This is a genomic window from Acidovorax sp. FG42, assembly GCF_057809195.1.
On record NZ_JBMDJM010000019.1, the window covers coordinates 14,603 to 36,729 of the forward strand.

General features: G+C 67.4%; 21 protein-coding genes. 17 read left to right on the plus strand and 4 right to left on the minus strand.

Annotated elements, in window-relative coordinates:
• Window positions 1–42: 42 nt before the first annotated feature.
• Window positions 43–666, minus strand: coding sequence for a TetR/AcrR family transcriptional regulator (locus ACODSM_RS18125; RefSeq protein WP_209820430.1), 624 nt, complete (start codon window positions 664–666; stop codon window positions 43–45).
• Window positions 667–808: 142 nt separating this feature from the next.
• Here ACODSM_RS18125 and ACODSM_RS18130 point away from each other — a divergent pair, with 142 nt between their 5' ends.
• The 5 genes from ACODSM_RS18130 (at window position 809) to ACODSM_RS18150 (ending at window position 6,503) form a co-directional block, all read left to right on the plus strand.
• A complete protein-coding gene (locus ACODSM_RS18130; RefSeq protein WP_209820429.1) occupies window positions 809–1,630 on the plus strand; it encodes a metal-dependent hydrolase in 822 nt (273 codons plus the stop codon).
• An 18-nt stretch (window positions 1,631–1,648) separates the two neighbouring features.
• The gene (locus tag ACODSM_RS18135; protein ID WP_488806436.1) at window positions 1,649–3,073 is read left to right on the plus strand and encodes a TolC family protein; all 1,425 of its coding nucleotides are present in this window, start codon (window positions 1,649–1,651) and stop codon (window positions 3,071–3,073) included.
• 5 nt (window positions 3,074–3,078) lie between these two features.
• Window positions 3,079–4,053 carry an HlyD family secretion protein gene (locus tag ACODSM_RS18140; protein ID WP_015013628.1) on the plus strand — a complete coding sequence of 325 codons (975 nt, stop codon included), beginning with the start codon at window positions 3,079–3,081 and terminating at the stop codon, window positions 4,051–4,053.
• Between the two features lie 69 nt (window positions 4,054–4,122).
• Window positions 4,123–5,295, plus strand: coding sequence for an ABC transporter permease (locus ACODSM_RS18145; protein WP_488806437.1), 1,173 nt, complete (start codon window positions 4,123–4,125; stop codon window positions 5,293–5,295).
• The gene (locus ACODSM_RS18150; RefSeq protein ID WP_488806438.1) at window positions 5,295–6,503 is read left to right on the plus strand and encodes an ABC transporter permease; all 1,209 of its coding nucleotides are present in this window, start codon (window positions 5,295–5,297) and stop codon (window positions 6,501–6,503) included. The genes ACODSM_RS18145 and ACODSM_RS18150 overlap by 1 nt, the downstream gene beginning before the upstream one ends.
• Here the strand turns inward: ACODSM_RS18150 and ACODSM_RS18155 are convergent.
• Window positions 6,497–7,033, minus strand: a complete 537-nt coding sequence (locus ACODSM_RS18155; RefSeq protein WP_209820425.1) for an Mpo1 family 2-hydroxy fatty acid dioxygenase — start codon at window positions 7,031–7,033, stop codon at window positions 6,497–6,499. The two genes, ACODSM_RS18150 and ACODSM_RS18155, sit on opposite strands and share 7 nt — an antisense overlap.
• 116 nt (window positions 7,034–7,149) lie before the next feature.
• Here ACODSM_RS18155 and ACODSM_RS18160 point away from each other — a divergent pair, with 116 nt between their 5' ends.
• The 6 genes from ACODSM_RS18160 to ACODSM_RS18185 all read left to right on the plus strand — a co-directional run bounded on the left by ACODSM_RS18160 (window position 7,150) and on the right by ACODSM_RS18185 (window position 12,938).
• On the plus strand, window positions 7,150–7,854 hold the full coding sequence (locus tag ACODSM_RS18160) for a Crp/Fnr family transcriptional regulator (RefSeq protein ID WP_488806439.1): 705 nt from the start codon (window positions 7,150–7,152) through the stop codon (window positions 7,852–7,854).
• A 103-nt stretch (window positions 7,855–7,957) separates the two neighbouring features.
• Window positions 7,958–9,391, plus strand: coding sequence for an aldehyde dehydrogenase family protein (locus tag ACODSM_RS18165; protein WP_488806440.1), 1,434 nt, complete (start codon window positions 7,958–7,960; stop codon window positions 9,389–9,391).
• Between the two features lie 91 nt (window positions 9,392–9,482).
• Complete coding sequence (locus ACODSM_RS18170) at window positions 9,483–10,109, plus strand: DUF2889 domain-containing protein (RefSeq protein ID WP_488806441.1); 627 nt, start codon at window positions 9,483–9,485, stop codon at window positions 10,107–10,109.
• Between the two features lie 56 nt (window positions 10,110–10,165).
• Window positions 10,166–10,927, plus strand: a complete 762-nt coding sequence (locus tag ACODSM_RS18175; protein WP_015013621.1) for an SDR family oxidoreductase — start codon at window positions 10,166–10,168, stop codon at window positions 10,925–10,927.
• Between the two features lie 332 nt (window positions 10,928–11,259).
• Entirely contained in the window at window positions 11,260–12,258 is a 999-nt protein-coding gene (locus ACODSM_RS18180; protein ID WP_488806442.1) for a hypothetical protein, read from the plus strand.
• Window positions 12,255–12,938, plus strand: coding sequence for a hypothetical protein (locus ACODSM_RS18185; protein ID WP_488806443.1), 684 nt, complete (start codon window positions 12,255–12,257; stop codon window positions 12,936–12,938). Before ACODSM_RS18180 ends, ACODSM_RS18185 begins: the two co-directional genes overlap by 4 nt.
• A gap of 28 nt (window positions 12,939–12,966) precedes the next feature.
• Here ACODSM_RS18185 and ACODSM_RS18190 read toward each other — a convergent pair whose 3' ends face one another.
• The gene (locus ACODSM_RS18190; RefSeq protein ID WP_488806444.1) at window positions 12,967–13,830 is read right to left on the minus strand and encodes a type IV pili methyl-accepting chemotaxis transducer N-terminal domain-containing protein; all 864 of its coding nucleotides are present in this window, start codon (window positions 13,828–13,830) and stop codon (window positions 12,967–12,969) included.
• Between the two features lie 190 nt (window positions 13,831–14,020).
• Between ACODSM_RS18190 and ACODSM_RS18195 the strand changes: the two genes are divergently transcribed.
• From ACODSM_RS18195 to ACODSM_RS18220, 6 genes are all read left to right on the plus strand, one after another.
• Window positions 14,021–14,440 carry a BLUF domain-containing protein gene (locus tag ACODSM_RS18195; RefSeq protein ID WP_488806445.1) on the plus strand — a complete coding sequence of 140 codons (420 nt, stop codon included), beginning with the start codon at window positions 14,021–14,023 and terminating at the stop codon, window positions 14,438–14,440.
• A gap of 47 nt (window positions 14,441–14,487) precedes the next feature.
• Window positions 14,488–15,624, plus strand: coding sequence for a GTP 3',8-cyclase MoaA (gene moaA, locus ACODSM_RS18200; RefSeq protein ID WP_488806446.1), 1,137 nt, complete (start codon window positions 14,488–14,490; stop codon window positions 15,622–15,624).
• Window positions 15,625–15,802: 178 nt separating this feature from the next.
• Complete coding sequence (gene mobA / locus ACODSM_RS18205) at window positions 15,803–16,441, plus strand: molybdenum cofactor guanylyltransferase MobA (protein WP_291445673.1); 639 nt, start codon at window positions 15,803–15,805, stop codon at window positions 16,439–16,441.
• A gap of 16 nt (window positions 16,442–16,457) precedes the next feature.
• A complete protein-coding gene (locus ACODSM_RS18210; protein WP_488806447.1) occupies window positions 16,458–17,030 on the plus strand; it encodes a GNAT family N-acetyltransferase in 573 nt (190 codons plus the stop codon).
• A 19-nt stretch (window positions 17,031–17,049) separates the two neighbouring features.
• A complete protein-coding gene (gene moeA, locus ACODSM_RS18215; protein ID WP_488806448.1) occupies window positions 17,050–18,405 on the plus strand; it encodes a molybdopterin molybdotransferase MoeA in 1,356 nt (451 codons plus the stop codon).
• Between the two features lie 93 nt (window positions 18,406–18,498).
• Complete coding sequence (locus ACODSM_RS18220) at window positions 18,499–18,825, plus strand: thioredoxin family protein (RefSeq protein ID WP_488806449.1); 327 nt, start codon at window positions 18,499–18,501, stop codon at window positions 18,823–18,825.
• Between the two features lie 141 nt (window positions 18,826–18,966).
• On the opposite strand, the gene ACODSM_RS18225 is transcribed toward ACODSM_RS18220, so the two are convergent.
• Window positions 18,967–22,122 (minus strand): efflux RND transporter permease subunit, encoded by a 3,156-nt coding sequence (locus ACODSM_RS18225; RefSeq protein ID WP_488806450.1) that lies wholly within the window; start codon window positions 22,120–22,122, stop codon window positions 18,967–18,969.
• Window positions 22,123–22,127 lie beyond the last annotated feature (5 nt).

Below are 22,127 nucleotides of genomic sequence, written 5' to 3' on the forward strand. Positions count from 1 at the left end.
GCGCTCGCTGCGCGGGCAGCGGTAAGCATTACCCCAACAGATTCAAAACTCCGCAGAGATTGCCGCCCGCAACAACGTGGAAGCGGGCTCCACCAGCTCTTGCAGCTGCCCGGCCCGGTCCTGCTCGATGGAGTGCAGCACCATTTCATTGATGCCCCCCACCACGGCCATGGCCATCATGGGTTGCAGCGGGGCTTTGCGTTTGCGCTCGCCCGGGCGGTTGTTCACCACGTCCAGCATCAGGTCGGCCAGTTGCTGGTTGGCGCGGCGGCGCGCGGCAAGGCCCGTGGGGCCCAGGCCCAAGATGTCGATGAACAAGGTGCGCAGCAACACGGGGTTGCGCGCCAGCACGCCAAAGTAGGCCGCCATGGCCTGCTCCACCTGGGCCTCCCAGTCGCTGTGCGGGTCAATGGCTGCGCGCAGCACCGCAATGGCGTTGCCGCTGGCCGCCTCGTACAGTGCGGTCAGGCATTCGGCCTTGTCGGCAAAGTTTTCATAAAAGGTGCGGCGCGACACGCTGGCTTCGCGCACGATGTCGGCAATGGTGGTGTCGGCATAACCCTTGGCGGCCACGGCGCGCGCCATGCCTTCCAGCAGGCGGGCGCGGTGTTCGGTGCCCGCAGCGGGTGCAGCGGGCGCAGCAGTTGGGGCGGTGACTTCACTCATGGAGGCAGATCGCAAGGCAGAAAATTCAACAAGGTACTTGACAGTACCATAGTTGATCTGCATCATACAAACCCAATCGGTACTGTAAAGTACCAAACCTGTGCACCACCGTGCGGCCCCCTTTGCGCCAGGAGCCTTCTTTATGACCGAACTCGTTGTCCGCCGCCTGCTGATCGACCTGGAGACGCCGTTTGCGCGCCACTGGTGTGGGGGCGATGCGTTTCGCTCGGCGCTGTTCAATGCGCTGTCGATGAGCTTTCCGGTGGGCGAGCAGTTCTTCATCGACGCCGTGCGTGACGGCCACAAGGCCCTGCCCCCCGACCAACAAGCGCAGTTTGCCGAAGAGGTGCGCGGCTTTATCGGGCAAGAGGCCACCCACCGCCGCATCCATGCACTGTTCAACGGCCACCTCGACCAGCAGGGCCTCGCCAACGAATGGGCGCCGCGTGCGCAAGAGCGCATGAAGCTGTTTGCAGGCGCCGACCCACGCCATCCGCTGGCCGTGACCGCTGCCAACGAGCACTTCACCGCGCTGCTGGCCGAATGGCTGCTGGCCCACCCCGAGGTGCTGCAGGGCGCCGAGCCACGCCTGGCCACCATGTGGCAATGGCACTGCGCCGAAGAGTCCGAGCACAAGAACACGGCCTTCGACCTTTACCAGGCACTGGGCGGCAACCACGAGTGGCGCATCACCTGGTTCCGCCGCATCACGGTGGTGTTCCTCGGCGATGTGCTGCGCCAGACGGTGCTGAACCTGCGCCGCGATGGCGCGCTGTGGAAATGGAGCACGTGGACCAGCGCCGTACGCACGCTATTCGGCAAGGGCGGCCTGGTGCGCGAGACCTGGCGCCCCTGGCGCGAGTACCTGCGCCCCGACTTTCACCCCAGCCAGCACGGCACCGACCTGTCGGCACGCTGGCTGGCAGAGCACAGCAACGCCTACACCCCCGTGGGTGCGCGCTGACAACCACGACCTGACACCATGACCTATCCCACCACGCCCCGGCACACAGGCCGGGCAGGCGCGGCTTTGCTCTGCCTGCTTGCATCGACCGTCCTGCCCCTGCAGGCCTACGCTGGTCCCTTGGCATTTGACGCCGCTCTGCAGCAGCTGCAGCAGCGCTCCGACCAGCTGGCCGCATCGCGCAACGCTGTCGAAAGCGCCCAGCTGCGCCGCGACGCCATGCAGCGCCTGGGCGGCCCGGTGGTCAACCTGAGCGGCGCCGCCTACACCTACAACGCCAACCTGGACGTGGACCTGAACCCGCTGAACCGCGCCCTGCCCGGCGTGCTGTCGCAGCTGCCGCCCCAGCTGGCGGGCTCGCTGGCCCAGTTGCCCCACCTGCCGTCCAGCTACACGCTCAACCGCAGCAAGAGCGACACCACGGCCTCGGTCTCCGCCATCTGGCCCATCTACATGGGCGGCGCCAGCAATGCGGCCCGGGGTCTACTGGATGCACAGGCGCAAGAGGCCCAGGCCGACGCTACCAAAACCAGCCACGAGGCCACCACCTTGCTGGTGCAGCGCTACTTTGGCGCCCAGCTAGCGCAGCGCGCTGCCGTGCTGCGCGAATCGGCCCTGGCCACCATCGAACAGCACGACGCTGCCGCGCAGAAGATGCTGGACGCCGGCGTGATCGCGCGCGTCGAACGCCTGCAGGCCCGCTCCGCACTGGAAGAGGCCCGACGCAATGCCCGCAAGGCCCGCGACGATGCCGAGCTGGCCGCCACGGCGCTGACCCGCACCCTGAAGGCGTCCGACCTTGTCACGCCCACCAGCCCCCTGTTTGTGCTGAGCCAGCCGGTCGAACCCCTGCCCCACTTCATCGACACCGCTTTGGCCCACCACCCCGGCTTGGACAAGGTGGCCGCCAAGAGAGAACAAGCCACGCAACTGCACGCCGCCCAGGAGGCACTGCGCAAGCCCCAGGTGTTTGCGTTTGGCCAGCGCCAGCTCAAGACCGGTCGCGACGCCGACTGGGTGGCCGGTGTGGGCGTGCGCTGGACGCTGTGGGACTCCATCGACCGCAATGCGCTGGCCGAGTCGTCCAACCGCCAGATCGAGCAGGCTGAGCGCACTGGCGCGCAGGCGCAGAACGACATTGCCCTGCTGGTAGAGAAACGCTGGCTGGCCCTGGAGCAGGCGCGCCGCGCCTACTTTGCGCTGCAGCCAGGGCTGGAGCTGGCCGACGAAGTGCTGCGCCTGCGTATCTCGGGCCTGAAGGCGGGCACCAGCACCACGCTGGACCTGATCGACGCGCAGGTCAACCAGGCCAAGGCCCAGACCGAACGCGCCCAGGCCGCCCACGACTACGTGAAGGCGCTGGCCGACCTGTTGGAGGCCTGCGGCCTGTCGGAAGACTTTGGCAAATACATGGCGCGCGCTGATGCGCTGAAAGTGGAGTGAAGAGCATGAGCAAGAAAACAGCAGCCGTCGGCGCAGTGGCCTTTGTGGCCGTGGCAGGCTTTGTGGGCTTTGGCCTGTGGAAGGCCTCGCAGCCCGCGCCCGAGGTCTTTCAGGGCCAGATCGAAGCGCAAGAGGCCGACATCGCCCCCAAGGTCACCGCGCGCATTGCGCAGATCCTGGTGAAGGAAGGCGACCAGATCGCTGTGGGCGCCCCGCTGATCCGCATGGACAGCCCCGAGGTCAAGGCCAAGCTGGCACAGGCCACCGCCGCCCAGGAGGCTGCCCAGGCCGTGGCCGCCAAGGCTGAAAGCGGTGCCCGCCCGCAAGAGGTGGAGATGGCCCGCCTGAACTGGCAACGCGCCGTGGCCGCTGCCGACCTGGCCGAGTCGTCCTTCAAACGGGTCGATGGTCTGGCCCGCGAGGGCCTGGTGGCGGCACAAAAACGCGACGAGGCCGAGGCCAACTTCAAGGCCTCGCGCGACCAGGCGCTGGCGGCCAAGGCCCAGTACGACTTGGCCCGCGCCGGTGCGCGCAGCGAAGACCGGTCCGCCGCCAGCGCCCAGGCGCGCCAGGTGGCGGGCGTGGTCGCCGAGGTGCAGGCCGCCCAGGCCGAGACCGAACTCAAGAGCCCCGTGGCTGGCGAAGTGGCCAAGGTGCTGGCCCGCACGGGCGAACTGTCGCCGCAGGGCGTGGCCGTGGTCACGGTGGTGGACCTGAAGGACCAGTGGGTGGTGCTGAACGTGCGCGAAGACCGCCTGCAGCGCTTTGCCATCGGCAACGAGTTCGACGCCACCCTGCCCGCGCTGGGCGGCAAGACCGTGAAGTTCAAGGTTTACCACACGGCTGCGCTGCCCGACTTTGCCACCTGGCGCGCCACGCGCGCAGGCCAGGGCTTTGACGCCCGCACGTTTGAAGTGCGCGCGCGCCCGGCTGCCCCGATCGAAGGCGCACGCCCTGGCATGACGGTGCTGGTGCAGTGACATGCGCCTGATGCACAGAAATTTGAGTCAAATGTGCCGGTAGCGCCAGTGCAACATGCACAAACAGCTATGAATTCAATAGCAAACAGCTTCCGCCGCGAGGCCCGCCGCCTGGCGGCCGACCCGTGGGACCTGGCCATGGTCACCTGGGTGCCGCTGCTGGGCGTGGCGCTCTTGTGGTGGATCTTTTCGGCCGGCCTGCCGCGCCACTTGGCGGTGGGCGTGGTGGACGACGACCACTCCAGCCTGTCGCGCCAGCTGGTGCGCATGCTGGACGCCACACCCGGCGTGCAGATCACCCAGCACTTCACCAACGCGGCCGAGGCCGAACGCGCGCTGCGGGCGGTGGACGTGTACGCCGTGGTCTCCATTCCGCGCGACTTTGCGCGCACCGTGAAGGAAGGCCGCGCTGCGCAGGTCACGCTGCTGCACAACGCGCAGATGTCCACCCACTCGGGCCTGCTGCAGCGCGATGTGCGCACGGCCGTGGGCACCTTGTCGGCGGGTATCGAGATGGCCGCGCGCAACAAGCGCGGCGAAAGCGCCCAGGCCGTGCACGTGAGCATGGAGCCCATCCACACGCAGATGGTGGCGCTGTTCAACGTGTCCAGCAATTACGAGCAGTTTCTGGGCGCGGCGCTGATCCCCGCCCTGCTGCACATCCTGGCCATGACAGCCGGCGCCTGGACCGTGGGCCGCGAGTTGCGCGACCGCACGCTGGGCGAATGGCTGGGCGCGGGGGGCTGGGTGCGCACTGCAGGCGCGCTGGCGGGCAAGCTGGCCCTGCCCTGGATATCTCTCACGCTGGTGGGCCTGCTGGCGCTGGTGGGCATCACCTGGGGTCGAGGCTGGCACCCGCCGGGCAACCTGTGGTGGGTGGCTGCGGCGCTCGCACTGCTGATAGCCGTGTCGATCACCGCTGGCGCTGCGCTGGCGGGCATCACGCGGTCGCTGCGCACTGCGCTGTCGGGGGCGGGCTTTTTTGCAGCACCGGCATTTGCGTTCAGCGGCGTGGCCTTCCCACTCGCGGGCATGCCCGGCAGCGCCCGCGCCTGGGCCGAGGCCATGCCGTTCACACACTACATCCGCCTGCAGATCGAGCAGCTGCAAATGGGGGCACCGGTGGCCACCAGCGTATCGACCGTCGTGGCGCTGATCCTCGCCACCGCCGTGCTGTGGCTGCTGGGCGCCACCGCACTCGCGCTGGCGCACCAGCGCCCCGACACGTGGGGAGGCCGCTGATGAACACGACAACACAACCCGTGCCCGTCGCAACCCCCTCGCAGCAAGGCCTGCTGGGCGCCTGGCTGCACGCCCTGGCCACCGTGGTGCGCGACAAGGGCGTGCTGCTGCTGTTGGTGGGCGCGCCGGTGCTCTACGGCTTTTTCTATCCCTGGTTCTATGCCGACGAGGTGCTGACCCGAGTCCCCGTAGCCGTCGTGGACTTGGACCACACCAGCCTGTCGCGCCAGATCACCCGCTTTGCCGACGCCGACCCGCGCATCGAGGTGCATCTGGTCACCGGTAGCGAGCGCGAGGCGCAGGAGGCCCTGTGGCGCGGCGAGATCGAGGGCTATGCGGTGATCCCAGCCGGGCTCAAGCGCAACGTGGTGCGCGGCGAAAACGCCGTGGTCAGCATCGAGGCCAACGGCGCCTACGCGCTGCTGAACAAGGCGGTGCAATACGGCTTTGCAGAAGCGGTCGGCACGGTATCGGCCGGGGTCGAGATCCGCAAGCTGCAGGCCAGCGGCCAGAGTGCCCCGCAGGCCCGCGCCAGCCGCGCGCCCGTGCAGCTGCAGATGGTGGCGCTGTTCAACCCCACCGAGGGCTACGGCAGCTTTGTGGTGCCCGCGGTGGCGCTGCTCATCCTGCAGCAAACCCTGCTGATGGGTGCGGCAATGCTCACCGGCACCTGGGTCGAAAGCGGCCAGCACCGCGCCCGCGCCACCACCTGGCTGGGCCGCCTGCTAGCGTTGTGCACACTGGGCTGGGCCAGTGGCCTCTTCTACTTTGGGTGGATCTTTGTGCTGCACGACTACCCGCGCGGCGGCAACCTGCTGGGGGCGCTGGCGCTGCTGGCCTGCTATATCCCGGCCATCGCGGCGCTGGGCGCGTTGCTGGGCCTGTGGTTTGGCAACCGCGAACGCGCGCTGCAGGTGCTGCTGTTCACCACGCTGCCCATCGCGTTCGTCGCGGGCTTCTCGTGGCCGGTGGAGGCCCTGCCCGAGCCGCTGCAGTGGCTGCGCTGGCTGCTGCCCAGCACCTCGGGCGTGCAGGCGTCGCTGCGGCTTAACCAGCTGGGCGCGCCGCTGTCCGCCGCGCTGCCTTACCTGTGTGCGCTGGTGGCGCTGGGTGCGGTGTGCGCAGGGGCCGTGCTGGCCCTTGCGAGGCCGTCAAACCCTGGCGCTCAAGCAGTAAACGCGGCGGAGCGCGAGCGCAGAGCTTACTGAGGGTGGGCAGCAGCCTGTTGCCCGGTACGCAAGCGCACCGGGCCGCTGCGCTCTTCCACTGCCGCCTGCACCTCCTTGCGCAGGCCAAGTGCAAACGCCCATTCGGCCACCACAAACAGCGGGCCCACAATCAGGCCAACCAGGTCGTCCACAAAAGCGGGCTTGCGGCCTTCGTAATAGTGGCCCACGAACTGGATCACCCAGCCCACCGCAAACAGGCCGATGCCCGTGGCCAGCCAGACGGCCAGGGTCTGTGCGGCCACCCATTGCCCGCCCACCAGCATGGCGGCCAGCAGCGCGGCCATGGCCAGGCCAAAACGCATGTCCAGGCGGAAGTAGAAGACGCTGGCCGCCAACGCAGCCAGCAGGGCCGGGCTCACGGGCACCGCACCCACCATCCAGGTCGGGCGCGACAGCAGGATGACGACGGCAAACATGATCATGGGCACGCCCACAAAATGGGTGTGGATGTTGCGCGGGTCGCGGTGGTAGTCGGCGTATTGGGAGAGGTGGTCGATCAGGGTTTTCATGGGTGTCTCCAGCATGTGTTTTGCGCAGCATCAATACTCGCTCTGGGGCTGTGCCAGCGTCTGTCGTGCAGACGACAAAAACCCCGCCGCCCTCCTGCCCCGTTCACTCGCATCCCATGTCCCCCCCTTCTGCCTATTTACCCGTCCTCCAGACAGGCCGCTGGTTTGCCCACCTGCCGCCCGACTTTGCCCAGCCGCTGATTGCCATGGCGCAGTTGCGCCATCTGGCGACGGGTGAGGTGCTGTTCCGGCGAGGTGATGCGCCCTGTGGCCTGTATGCGGTGGTGCGCGGCGCGGTCAGCATCTCGGGCACCCGGGGGCGGGCCGACGAGGCGCGTGCGGCACTGCTGATCCGCCTGGAGCCGGCGCACTGGTTTGGCGAGATCTCGGTGTTTGACAACTCGGCCCGCACGCACGATGCGCAGGCCACCGAACCCACGACCCTGGTGCACATCCCGCACGAGCGAGTGCAGCACTGGCTGCAGGCCCACCCGCAGCACTGGCACGCGCTGGCCTTGCTGATGACCGACAAGCTGCGCTCGGCCTTTGTGGCCATGGAAGAGCTGGCGCTGTTGCCCGCCCCGCAGCGCCTGGCACGGCGCCTGGTGATGATGGCCGAGGGCTACGGGCAGTGGACGGCCGAAGGGCAGTCGCGCCGGGTGATCGAGATCTCGCAGGAGCAGCTGTCGCTGATGCTGGCGATCTCGCGCCAGACCACCAACCAGATCCTTAAAGACCTGGAGTCGCGCCAGCTGGTGCGCGTGCAGCGCGGCGAGGTGGAGATTTTGGACCTGGCCGGCCTGCGGGGCGTTTGCGCCTGATTACTATCGAATCAATAGCATCCAAGGCATGATGCGCTAGCGCATGAGCCGGTTTTTATACAAATACTAAGCACACATTCCATTTCCGGGCAAAATGGCGGCCATGCAACTCAACTACATCGCCAACGCCTCGGTGCCCTCGTCCTCGGGCCGCACGGTCCCTGTGATCGACCCGTCCGACGGCCAGCCCTTCGACGAGATCCAGCGCAGCAACGCCGACGACATCGACGCGGCGGTGCATGCAGCCCGCCAGTGCTACAACGCGGTGTGGCAGAAGCTGGCTCCGGTGGAACGCGGCCGCCTGCTGCAAAAGCTCTCGGCCAAGATCCTGGAACATGCGGACGAGCTGACGGCGCTGGAGCAGCGCGACTGCGGCAAGCCCACCAAGCAGGCACGCGCCGACGCGATTGCGCTGGCGCGCTACTTCGAGTTCTACGCCGGTGCATGCGACAAGTTCCACGGCGAGACCATCCCCTACCCCGATGGCTACAGCGTGCTGACTTGGCGCGAGCCCCATGGCGTCACGGGCCATGTGATCCCCTGGAACTACCCGATGCAGATCTTTGGCCGCAGCGTAGGCGGTGCCCTGGCTGCGGGCAATGTGTGCGTGGTCAAGCCGGCCGAAGACGCTTGCCTCTCGCTGATCCGCGTGGCGCAACTCGCGGCCGAGGTGGGCTTCCCCGCCGGCGCGCTCAACATCGTCACCGGCTACGGCCATGAAGTGGGCGACGCGCTGGCGCGCCACCCCGGCATCGACCACATCAGCTTCACCGGCAGCCCCAAGATCGGCACGCTGATCCAGCAGGTGGCGGCAGAGCGCCACTGCCCCGTCACGCTGGAGCTGGGTGGCAAGAGCCCGCAGATCATCTTTGCGGATGCCGACCTGGACGCCGCCATCCCCGTGGTCATCAACGCCATCGTGCAGAACGCCGGGCAGACCTGCTCGGCCGGCTCGCGCGTGTTGATCGACTCGCTGATCTACGAACCCCTGCTGGAGCGCCTGGGCAAGGCGTTTGAAAAGCTGCGCGTCGGCCCCGCCGCCATGGACCTGGACGTGGGCCCGCTGATCCGCCAGACGCAGCAGCAGCGCGTGTGGGACTTCCTCTCCGACGCGCAAGTGGCTGGCATCCCCATGGTGGCCCAGGGCGTGGTGGTGGACGAAGCCCCCGAGACCGGCTACTACCAGGCTCCCACCTTGCTGCGCGATGTGCCCGTGGGCCATCGCCTGGCGCAGGAAGAAGTCTTCGGCCCCGTGCTGTCGGCCATGGCCTTCCAGGACGAAGACCACGCCGTGGAACTGGCCAACGCCACGCAGTTCGGCTTGGTCGCGGGCATCTGGACGCGCGACGGCGCGCGCCAGTTCCGCATGGCCAAGCGCGTGCACAGCGGCCAGGTGTTCATCAACAACTACGGCGCGGCCGGCGGTGTGGAGCTGCCGTTTGGCGGCGTCAAATCCAGCGGCTATGGGCGCGAAAAGGGCTTTGAGGCGCTGTACGGCTTCACCACCTTGAAGACGGTGGCCATCAAGTACGGTTGAAGAGGCATTGCAGGGTGTCTCGCCTGCGCACGACAGCGCAGGGAGGCCCCAGTAACCTTGGCCGCTTCTGCACGACGATTTTTCTTTTTCCATGCCCCTGAGTCCCCCCGCCCCCCGCACCCTGAAACATGTCCGCCGGGTGAACTACCAGGGCTTTGAACGCGACGATGGCCTGTGGGACATCGAAGGCGAGCTGCACGACAGCAAGGCCTATGACGCCACCTCCTTTCGCGATCCCACCAAGCAACGCCTGGCAGGCGAGGCCATCCACCACATGTGGCTGCGCGTGACCGTGAACCGCCAGCTGGTGGTGCAGGCGGTGGACGTGGCGATGGACTCGCACCCGCTCAAGGGCTGCACCGAGGCCCAGGCCGCGCTGCAGCGCATGGTGGGCTGCAGCATGGCGCGCGGCTGGCGCCAGGCCATCCAGAAGCACCTGGGCGGCGTGGAAAGCTGCACGCACCTGCGCGAGCTGCTGTTCAACCTCGCCACGGCAGCGTTCCAGTCAGTGCCTGCGGTGTTTTCGTCCAGCGATCCTGCCGAGCCGCCGCGCCACCTGGGCCAGTGCACGGGATGGGACTTCAATGGCCAAGGCGTGAAAGAGTTTTTCCCCCAGTTCTATGGCCGGCAGCCCAAGGCACCCGCCCCGGCTCCCTCTACGGCCGATACGGTTTCGGCCACTGAAATTTCAGCCCCATCGGGCGCTAGCGCTGGTTGAATATGCGCTGGTAGCTATCAATTTTGATATATCACCCCAACCCATCGGAGACACCCATGCGTGTGCAGAACAAATCCATCATCGTCACCGGCGCCGGCAATGGCATTGGCGAAGGCATTGCCAAACGCCTGGCGGCCGAGGGCGGCAAGGTCATCGTCAATGACATCAACGAAGCGGGCGGCCAGCGCGTGGTGGCCGAGATCACGGCCGCGGGCGGCACGGCCGCGTTCTTCAAGGCCGACGTGACGAAGTCCGCCGAAGTGAAGGCCATGGTCGACGAAGCCGTGCGCCTGTACGGCCGCCTGGACGTGGTGGTGAACAACGCGGGCTGGACGCACCGCAACCGCCCCATGCTCGAAGTGAGCGAGGAAGAGTTCGACAAGGTCTATGCCATCAACATGAAGAGCATCTACCTCTCGGCCATCCACGCCGTGCCCGCACTGCGTCAGGCGGGCGGCGGCAGCATCATCAACATCGCCTCCACCGCCGGGCTGCGCCCCCGCCCGGGCCTCACTTGGTACAACGGCTCCAAGGGCGCCGTGATCATCACCAGTAAGTCCATGGCCGCCGAGCTGGGCCCGGACAACATCCGCGTGAACTGCATCAACCCCGTGTTCAACCCCGACACGGGCCTGGCTGCCGAGTTTGCAGGCGGCCCGGTGGACGATGCGCGCCGCGCCAAGTTCCTGGCCACCATTCCGCTGGGCCGCTTCTCCACCGCGCTCGACGTGGCCAATGCGGCGCTGTACCTGGCGAGCGAGGAGGCATCGTTCATCAGCGGCGTGTGCATCGAGGTGGATGGCGGGCGCTGCGTGTAAGCGGGCGATCGTCCAAGTGCCTTCCAATCCGCACCAAGCCAGTGCGGATTGATTTGACGGTCTTGTCGCTGCTGCCTATAGTGCCGCCGATGTTTGCGAGCCACTCTCCCGCCACAGCCGCCAGCGCCACCGCGCCGCTGCGCCGTGGCGTGCGCTCGCAGGCCACGCTCCAGGCCGGTGACCGCGCTCTCTGCACCCTCGCTGCAGATTCCTGAGCCCGGCGACACCCCCTCCCCTCCGCATTCTTTTCGCGCACCTCCTGTCGCCGGGCCCCACACCCAGCGCCAGCTTGCGCCTTGGCCACGGCCGGGGCGCGGACGTCAGGAGTGTCCATGCCCTCGTTTCCTTCGGGCGAGATTTCGCTCGCCCCGTGCGCGCCCGCGCACCCACTTGCTGCCCCTGCGCTCGCGCGCGACGGTGCTGTCGATCAGGCCGTGGCCCACGCAGCCGCCGCCGACATCACCCGCCAGTTCATCCGTGCCAAGCAGCCCTGCACCGACGGGTACCGCTGGTACCTGCGCCGCCAGGAAGGCGCCAGCAACTACCAGGCGTTGCTCGACGACCTGGTGCGCGAGGGCCGCGTGGAAGATGCGTGCTGGATGCTGGACCAGTTCGGCCCCACCAACGATGTGCTGGAGGTGGACCACCTGGAGGCCGACGCGCTGGTGTTTGCCGGCAGCGTGCACTGCCGGGGCAGCGCGGACGTGGACGGTGTGCTGCGCACCGGCCGCAGCCTAAGTGTGCAGGGCGGCCTGCGGGTGGGCGGTGCGCTGCGCGTGGGCGAAGACCTGCGCGTGGCAGGCGCGGTGCGCTGCGAGGGCAGCGCGCGGCTGCAGGGCGATGTGCGCGCGGGCTGGTCGCTGACCGTAGCGCAGCGGCTGCAATGCACGGGCAGCCTGCGCGTGGGCGGCGAGCTGGACTGCGGCGCCGCCGTCCAGATCGGCGGCCACTGCCGGGTGGCCCAGGATCTGCGCGTGGCGGACGACCTGGGCTGCGAAGGCGGCCTCAAGGTGGGCGGCCACCTGCATGCCGGCGCGGCCCTGCAGGCGGCCCGGGGCCTGTGGGTGATGGGCGATGTGGACTGCAAGGGCCACCTGCAGGTGGGCTGGGGGGTGCGGGCCGGTGGGCATATCCACGCCGGTGGCACCATCCGCGCGGGAGAGAGCCTGTGGGCGGGCGACACGATTGCCGCGGGCGAAGCCTATGGCGTGTATGCGGGCCTGGATGTGCCCTTGCCCGACTGGCCCCACAGCGCCCAGGTCAGCGCCCGCGAACAACCCGCGCGCCTGCTAAGCGGCTGCTGGGCTGGCGGCCCGGGGAGCACGCAATGACGGCAAGCACCTTCTGCCTGCACCTGCCGGGCCCTGCCATCGCCACCACCAAGGCACAGGCCAGCCCAGGCCTGCGGGGCCGCTGGGCCCAGTGGCTGACCGAGCTGCGCATCGACGTGGACCTGTCGGGCCGCGACATCCAGCGCGAGTTCGATGCGCTGTATGACCGCATCCGCACCAACCACCGCACGCGCGATGCGATACGGCCGCTGCCCCTGCACCTGCGCGGGCTGGTGTTTCGCCTGCGCGAGGCCGATGGCGAATATTTTGTGTATGCCATCGACCCGCTGCGCAACCGCATCGTGGCTTACACCGTGTTCAACCGGCTGGTGGAGGTGGACCGCCGCACCGACCGCCACCTGCGCGCGCCCCACACCAAGGTGGCGCACGGCTACCGTCGCATGGGCATTGCCACGGCCATCTACCGCTGGTGGCTGGACTCGGGCCGTTGCCTCATGACGGGGGCACGCCAGTCTGCCGGTGCCCACGGCCTGTGGATGGCCCTGGCGCGCGACTACGAGTTGGCCGCCGTGCGCATCGATGCAAACAAGCGTGTGCAGCAGTTGCAAATGCCCCCACCGCCAGGATTTTTTGACGCGCTGGACACGCGGCTGGTACTGGTGGGGCGCGATTGCCGCTTGGCGGACTTCACGCAGCCCGCTGCCTGCAACGGCCAGTGACCCGATGGGCCGAGCCGCGCGGAGCCGATCAGCCCAGCACCTCGCGCAGGGCGGCCTCGTACAGGCTGGTGAGCTTGTCCATCACACCCAGCAGGCGCTCGCTGGTCGTTGCCACCGCGTTGAGCCCGGCATCATCGGCCGGGCGGCGCAGGGCCGCGTCGAAGAACAGCCATTGCGAGTCGGCCAGCTCCAGCTCGCTGCGGATGGCGGGCGTGGACACGGGGGCGGCCTTGAGCGTCTGCAGCGCCTGCCGGAAGTCGGCCGCATCGGCCGCCAGCTGCGCATGCACAACCTTCGACTCCACCTTGGCAGCACTCAAGAAATAGTTTTTGGCCAGGCGCTGCGACAGCATGCGCTGGCGGCCCGCCAGGTTGACCAGGCGGGCGCTGGGCGCCTGCGCCATCTTCTCGATGGACTCGGTCACAGCCTGGGCCACCAGCAGCGTGCGGTCAGCCTGCTCGGAGGCCGCAACGACCAGGGCGGTCTGGGTGGCCGGCGCTGCAGTCAGCTGGTTGAGCAGCGCAAACTGCTTTTGTACATCTTCCAGTTGGCGCCCCACATCGGCGGGCCAGCGCCCGGTCTGCATGCCCCGGGCCAGCTCGTTGCTGCCCGACTGCACCATCTTGCGGGCCAGCCCCATCACATCCACTGCCGCGCCGGGCAGCACCTGCAGGTACTGCTGGCAATAGGCCTTGGCCATGCGTTGCGACAACGCACGGAACCAACCCGCATAGTTGATGGCGCCGGACAACCCCATCTGTGCCTGGGCCCCACCGGCCCCACTCGCCCAGGTGGGCAGCAGGATGCCTGCCGCCACCCACTGAACCGCCACACGGCGCTGGCAGGGCATGGCGTCGGCGGAGAAGCTGTTCAATACCTCGCGAACTGGCATGGGAACCCTTTGAAATAGGATGCCTGCATTGTTGCAATGCAGCATTTCCATGCCCTGCGCCAGATCAAAGCGCCCCGCCATCCGCCACAATCGTTTGCGCTGCCGCAACAAATCCGCCTTCAAGGTCATTCGCAGCAGGGCCTACACCTCCCCGCCAAACCTGACACACTGCGCCGCTCAGGAGACAAACATGTTGATACAACTGACCTATGCCAGCCGCACGTCCCGCGTGCTCGGCCCTGCGGACATCAAGGACATCTTGAGCGCCTCGCAGCGCAACAATGCCCGCGCGGGCATCACCGGCGCGCTGTGCCTGAACAACGGCATCTTCCTGCAGCAGCTCGAAGGCGACCGCACTGCCGTCAACGCGCTGTACCACCGCCTGCTCAAAGACACGCGCCACAAGGACACGGCTGTGCTGGACTTTGGCGAGATCCCGCACCGCCGCTTCACCAGCTGGTCGATGGGGCTTCTGGGCTCGGTGGACGCCAACCGGCAGCTGTTCCTCAAATACTCGAGCACCCCGGATTTCGACCCTTTCAGCATGAGCACCTTGATGCTGCGCAGCTTCTTCGACGAGATACTGCAGAACGTGCGCTGGCTGGAGTGAGAAAATGCGGGCCATGTGCCCTCCCGCCCTGCTGAACGAGCCCACCCATGTCTGAACGCGTGATCCCGCTGGTCGATGAGCGGCTGGCCTCGCTGGCGGCCAAAGTGCCAGCGCAGCTGGTCAGCCCCACAGGGCTACTCACCGATGCCCGGGGCCGCCCGCTGCGCGACCTGCGCATCAGCGTGACGGACCGCTGCAACTTCCGCTGCAACTACTGCATGCCCAAGGAAGTGTTCGACAAGGACTATCCCTACCTGCCGCACGGGGCTTTGCTGAGCTTTGAGGAAATCACACGGCTGGCGCGGCTTTTTCTGGCGCATGGCGTGCGCAAGATCCGCCTGACGGGCGGCGAACCCCTGCTGCGCAAGAACCTCGAAGACCTGGTGGCGCAACTGGCCCAGCTGCGCACCGTGGACGGCGTAGCGCCCGACCTCACCCTCACCACCAACGGATCACTGCTCGCGCGCAAGGCCCAGGCCCTGAAGGACGCGGGCCTGAACCGCGTGACGGTGAGCCTGGACGGCCTGGACGACACCATCTTTCGCCGCATGAACGATGTGGACTTTCCGGTGGCCGATGTGCTGGCCGGCATCGAGGCCGCGCATGCAGCAGGCCTGTCGCATATCAAAGTCAACATGGTGGTCAAGCGCGGCACCAACGACCACGAGATCTTGCCCATGGCGCGGCACTTTCGCGGCACAGGCACCACCCTGCGCTTCATCGAATACATGGACGTGGGCGCCACCAACGGCTGGCGCATGGACGAGGTGCTGCCATCGGCCGAACTCATCGAACGCCTGCGTGCTGAACTGCCGCTGGTGCCGCTGGACCCGAGCAGCCCCGGAGAAACCGCCGAGCGCTGGGGCTATGCCGATGCGCAGGGCCAGCACGACCCGGCACTGGGCGAGGTGGGCGTGATCAGCAGCGTGACCCAGGCCTTCTGCCACGACTGCAACCGCGCGCGCCTGTCCACCGAAGGCAAGCTCTACCTGTGCCTGTTTGCCAGCCAGGGCTACGACCTGCGCAGCCTGCTGCGCGGCGGCGCAAGCGATGCTGACATTGCCTCGGCCATCGCCCCCATCTGGCAGCAGCGCAACGACCGCTATTCGGAGCTGCGCAGCAGCCTGCCCGCCGACACCGGCCAGGGCGCGCGCCGCGTTGAGATGAGCTACATCGGCGGATGACCTCGGACAACCCCCTGAGCGACTGCGTCGCTTCCCCCTTCTCTCGCACCGCTGCGCGATGCGGGAAGGGGGACGCAGCCCTCGCTGCGGGGCGGCCCTTGCTCGGCTGCCCTGACCTGCAGAGCGCAGCCTCAAAGGCCACGGGAAATTCCGGCCTGCATTCTTTTGAAGAGCATCCATGATTCAAACCCAAGACATCACCGGCCTGGTCCTCGCAGGGGGCCGAGGCTCCCGCATGGGCGGGGTGGACAAAGGCCTGCAGAACTTTCGCGGCCTGCCACTGGCCCTGCACACGCTGATGCGGCTGCAGATGCAGACGGGCAACGTGATGGTCAACGCCAACCGCAATCTGGCCGCGTATGAAGCGTTTGGCACGCCAGTGTGGCCCGACGTGCTGAGCGACTACGCAGGGCCCCTGGCGGGCTTTCTGACCGGACTGGAGCGCTGCGAAACGCCCTGGCTGCTGACGGTGCCCTGCGACACGCCGCTGTTTCCGCTGGACCTCGCCCAGCGCCTGGCGGCTGCGGCAGACGCCGAGGGCGCCGACATTGCCATGGCCGCAGCGCCCGAAGACGACGGCCAGGGCCACATCACCGTGCGCCCGCAGCCGGTGTTCTGCCTGCTGCGCGTGGACCTGCTGGAAAGCCTGGTCGCCTTCACCCAGGCCGGTGGCCGCAAGATCGACGCATGGACGGGCCAGCACCGCTGCGCCATCGTGCCCTTCGACCAGCCGGGCGACGACCCCCAGGCTTTCTTTAACGCCAACACGCTGGCCGAGCTGCACGCGCTGGAAAGCAGCAGCGCGCCCCAGGCCTGAGCTCCCCACCGATCCCATGAACCATCGCCCTCCCGTGGACGCAGTGGACCGAGTGGAACCAACGGATGCTGGCGCGGTACACATCCGCCCCCTGGTCGCCGCCGATGCGGTGGCCTACAAGGCCCTGCGCGACGAGGCACTGCGCACGGCGCCGGATGCTTTCACCTCGGACTACGAATCCTCCGTGGGCCGCGATGCCAGCGAGTACGTGGCGCGGTTTGGCGCGCTGGAGTCCGGCCAGTTCTTTCTGGGCGCCTTCGATGCTGCAGGCCAGTTGCTCGGCTGTCTGGGTTGCGAGCGCGAACAGCGCGCCAAGCAGCGCCACTGCGCGGTGGTGGTCGGCATGATGGTGTCGCCCGCTGCGCAGCGCCGGGGCATTGGCCGGCAGCTGGTGGAGGCCTGCGTGCAAGCCGCCAGCCGGGTGCCAGGGCTGACCCAGCTGGTGCTCACCGTCACCGCGTCCAACCAGCACGTGGTGCGCCTGTACGAGCAGGCCGGGTTCCGCGCCTGGGGCCTGCTGCCCAACGCCATCGTGGTGGATGGCGTGGGCTACGACAAGCTGCACATGGTGCGGCTGCTCTCCCACTGAATTCAAGCCAATCCCACCCATGAAAACCATTGCCCAGATAGCCGCCGAGCTGCAAGGCTACGACCCGCAGGCCCTGAGCGCTGCCGATGTGAACCAGTTTCTGGACCGGCTGGTCGAGCCCGTCACCGCCACCGAAGTGCTGCCGCTGTTCAGCGCGCTGGGCCGCGTGTTAGCGCAGGATGTGATCTCGCCCGTCAGCGTGCCGCCCCACGACAACTCGGCCATGGACGGCTACGCCTTTGCGGGTGCGCAACTGGTGGCCGGGCAGCCGCTCACGCTGCGCGTGGTGGGCACCGCCCTGGCGGGCAAGGCCTGGGCGGGCACGGTGGCTGCGGGCGAATGCGTGAAGATCATGACCGGCGCCATCATGCCCGCCGGGCTGGACACCGTGGTGCCGCAAGAGTTCACCACCGCCACTGCCGACGGCCACATCACCATCGCCGCCGATGTGCTGCGCGCCGGAGACAACCGCCGCTTCAAGGGCGAGGACATCATGGAAGGCCGCGTGGCCCTGGCCCGTGGCGAGCTGCTGACGCCTGCCGCCCTGGGCCTGGTGGCCAGCCTCGGCCTGCCCACCGTCACGGTGGTCCGCCGCCTGCGCGTGGCGTACTTCTCCACCGGCGACGAGATCCTGAGCCTGGGCGAGGTGCCGCGCGAAGGCGCGGTGTACGACAGCAACCGCTATACCGTGTTCGGCCTGCTCACGCGCTTGGGGGTGGAGGTGATCGACCTGGGCGTGGTGCGCGACGAGCCCGCGCTGCTCGAAGCCGCCTTCCGCCAGGCAGCCCAGCAGGCCGACGCCATCATCACCAGCGGCGGCGTGAGCGTGGGCGAGGCCGACCACACCCGCACCATGATGAAAAAGCTGGGCGACGTGGCCTTCTGGCGCATCGCCATGCGCCCCGGCCGCCCCATGGCCGTGGGGCGCATCAACAAAGCAGAAAATCAAGCCATTTCCGCCTCAAGCGCTAGTGGATCAAGCGCTGGCAGCTATCAAAACGATATCAGCGCACCCAGCGGTGGCGCCGTGCTGTTCGGGCTGCCCGGCAACCCGGTGGCGGTGATGGTGACCTTTCTGGCCTTTGTGCGCCCCGCCCTGCTGCGCATGATGGGGTGCACCCGCGCGGCGCCCCCGATGCTGCGCGCCATCAGCACCGAGCCCATGCGCAAGAAGCCCGGCCGCACCGAATACCAGCGCGGCCTGGTCACCACCGCCGCCGACGGCACGCTGCAGGTACGCACCACCGGCAACCAGGGCTCGGGCGTGCTCAGCTCCATGGTGCAGGCCAACGGGCTCATCGTGCTGCACCACGGCCAGGGCAACGTCGCGGTGGGCGATGCGGTGGACGTGATGGTGTTTGAGGGCGTGATCTGACACGGCAATGCGCCGCCAGCCGGTGCATGGCACCGGCCACCAAGGTAACCTGAAACCTGCCTCTCGCCCTGTTCACAAACCGCGAATCCCGCCATGCCCTACGCCGCCCAACACCTTGCACACCCCCCATCCCGAGACGATGTGGACCGCCTGCCCGGCGCCACAGTGGTAGAGTTCGGCACGCCCTGGTGCAGCCACTGCCAACGCGCCCAGCCGCTGATCGAAGCCGCCCTGAAGGACCGCGCGGACATTGCGCACGTCAAGGTGGAAGACGGCCCTGGCCAGCGCCTGGGCCGCACGTTCGGCGTGAAGCTCTGGCCCACGCTGATATTCCTGAGAGACGGCCAGGAGGTAGCCCGCCTGGTGCGCCCCCAGGGAGAGCAGGATCTGCAGGACGCGGTGCAGTCGGTGCTGGCCTGAGTCGCCCGCGCCGCCAAATCGACCCACACATCGTTCAGGCATGTACTGAAAAGCAGAAAGGGCCCGACGGGACCCTTTCCTGCCTTGTATGGTCTGTGTGGTTTTAACTGCCGGGCTTGTCAGCCCGAGCCGCACTGAAGACTACTTGGCCACATAGTCGTGCGGGTGCAGCGGGTGTGCCGGCGCATCCACCGCCACCGCCGTGTTGGCCCCCGGCACCGCCTTGCGGGCGAACAGTGTGTACATGGTGGGCACCACAAAAATGGTGAGCAGCGTGCCCAGCGACATGCCGCCCACAATCACCCAGCCGATCTGTGTGCGCGTTTCGGCGCCAGCACCCGTGGCCAGTGCCAGGGGGATGGCTCCGAGCACCATGGCACCCGTGGTCATCAGGATGGGGCGCAGGCGCTGGGCCGAGGCCTTGACCAGCGCGTCCACCATCTCCATGCCCTCTTCGCGCAGCTGGTTGGTGAACTCCACGATCAGGATGCCGTGTTTGGTGATCAGGCCCACCAGCGTGATCAGCCCGATCTGCGAATAGACGTTGAGCGAGCCGCCGCTCCACTTGAGCGCCAGCAGCGCACCGATCATCGACAGCGGCACCGACACCATGATGACCAGCGGGTCGATGAAGCTCTCGAACTGCGCCGCCAGCACCAGGAAGATGAACACCAGCGCCAGCACAAACACCACGCCCAGGGCACCCTGCGAGTTCTTGAATTCCCGCGAGGTGTCGTTCAGGTCGGTGGTGTAGCCGGGCTTGAGCACCCTGGCCGCCGTCTCGTTCATGAAGGTGATGGCCTCGCCCAGCGAGTAGTCGGACGACAGGTTGGCCGTGATGGTGGCCGAGCGGCGCTGGCCAAAGTGGTTCAGCTCGCGAGGGCTCACGCTTTCGCGCACGTTGACCAGGCTGGTCAGCGGGATCATCGCGTCGTTGCGGCCGCGCACATAGATGGTGTCGATGTTTTCGGGCGTGGTGCGGCCCCGGGCCTCGGTCTGCACGATCACGTCGTACTGCTCGGCATCGCGTTTGTAACGTGTGACGGTGCGGCCGCCCAGCATGGTCTCGATGGCCTTGGCCACCACTTCCACGCTCACGCCCAGGTCGGCGGCGCGTTCACGGTTGACTTCGATGCGCAGCTCGGGCTTGTTCAGGCGCAAGTCCACGTCGGGGGACACGATGCCGGGGTTCTGCGCGATCTCGGCCATGAATGCGGCCACCACCTTGCTCAGGTTCTCGTAGCTGTCTGAGGTCTGGATCACGTAGGTGAGGGGTCGCGAGCGAAAGCCCTGGCCCAGCGACGGCGGTGTGATCAGAAAAGCATTCACGCCGGGCAGGCCCGCCACCTTGGGCTGCAGCTCCTTGGCCAGGGCCAGCGTGGTGCGGTCGCGCTTTTCCCAGTCCACGGTGCGATAGATGACACTGCCCTGTGCCACCGTGGGGTTGCCGATGTTGGCAAACACGCGGTCGAATTCGGGGTAGGTGTTGCCGATCTTTTCCAGCTCCAGCGCATAGCGGTTGGTGTAGTCCAGCGTGGCGCCGTCGGGTGCGGTCACGCTGGCCAAAATGGTGCCTCGGTCTTCCAGCGGCGACAGCTCCTGCCGCATGGTGGGGAACACCAGCACCAGCGCCGCACCGCTCAGGGCCATGACGCCCAGCACAATCCAGCGGGCCTGGAACAGCGCACCCCGCACACCACCGCGCCCCGAACCCGTGCCGCCCCAGCGGGCCGTTACGATCCAGCGCAGCAAACGGCCATAAGCGTCCGACAGGGCCGTGAGCCAGCGCTCCATGGAGCGGTCGAACCAGTTGGGATTCGGGTTGTGCTTGAGCAGCAGCGAACACATCATGGGCGAGAGCGTCAACGCCACAAAGCCCGACACCACCACGGCCCCGGCCAGCGCCAGCGCAAACTCCACGAACAAGCGCCCCGTGCGGCCGGGTGTGAATGCGAGTGGCGCATACACCGCCACCAGCGTGAGCGTCATGGCCACTATGGCAAAGCCAATTTCACGGGCGCCCTTGATGGCTGCAGAAAACGGGTCGAGCCCCTCTTCGATGTGGCGGTAGATGTTCTCCAGCATCACGATGGCGTCGTCCACCACCAGGCCAATGGCCAGCACCAGCGCCAGCAGCGTGAGCGTGTTGATCGAAAAGCCCGCCAGTGCCATCAGCGCAAAACTGCCCACCAGGCTGACCGGGATGGTGATGATGGGAATGATGGACGCACGGAACGTGCGCAAGAACACAAAGATCACCAGGGCGACCAGCACCACGGCCTCGATGATGGTGGAGTACACGCTCTTGATGGAGCGGTCGATGAACAGCGAGTTGTCGTTGGCAATGTCGATGCCGATGTCTGGCGGCAGGTCGGCCTTGAGCAGGGGGATCATGGCGCGCACGCCCTTGGACAGCTCCAGCGGGTTGGCCGTGGCCTGGCGGATCACGCCCACCGAGATCGCATCGCGGCCATTGAGCCGCACGCGGCTGCGGTCGCTGGCGGGGCCTTCTTCCACCCGGGCGACATCGCGCACCCGCACCGAAAACCCGTTGACCGTGCGGATCACGATGTCGGAAAACTGCGCCGGGGTTTTCAGGTCGGTCTGCGAGGTCACGCTGAACTCGCGCTGTTGCGACTCGATGCGGCCCGCGGGCAGCTCCAGGTTGTTGCGGCGGATGGCGTCTTCCACGTCCTGCGTGGTCAGGCGGTAACCGGCCATGCGTTCGGGGTCCAGCCACACCCGCATGGCGTATTTGCGCTCGCCGTAAATCGGCACGTCAGCCACACCGGTCACGGTCTGCAGGCGGGGCTTGACGATGCGGTTGATGAGGTCGTTGACCTCCAGCGGGGTGCGCGTGTCGCTGCTAAAGGCCAGCCACATCACGGGCGAGGCGTCGGCCTCGACCTTGGCAATCACGGGCTCATCCACCGCGAGGGGCAGGCGGTTGCGCACACGGGCCGTGCGGTCGCGCACTTCGGCTGCCGCGTTGTCGGCATCCTTCTCCAGCCGAAAGCGCACGCTGATCTGGCTTTGTTCGGCCCGGCTGATGGAGGTGATCACGTCCACCGCATCGATCCCGGCGATGGAGTCTTCGAGCGGCTTGGTGACCTGCGATTCAATCACTTCGGCCGACGCGCCCGCGTAGCGCACGCTGACGGTGACCACGGGTTCGTCGATCTTGGGGTATTCGCGCACCGACAGGCGCGTGAAGCTCACCGCACCAATCAGCAGCACTAGCAGCGACAGCACGGTGGCAAACACCGGCCGGCGGATCGATATTTCAGCGAGTTGCATGGCAG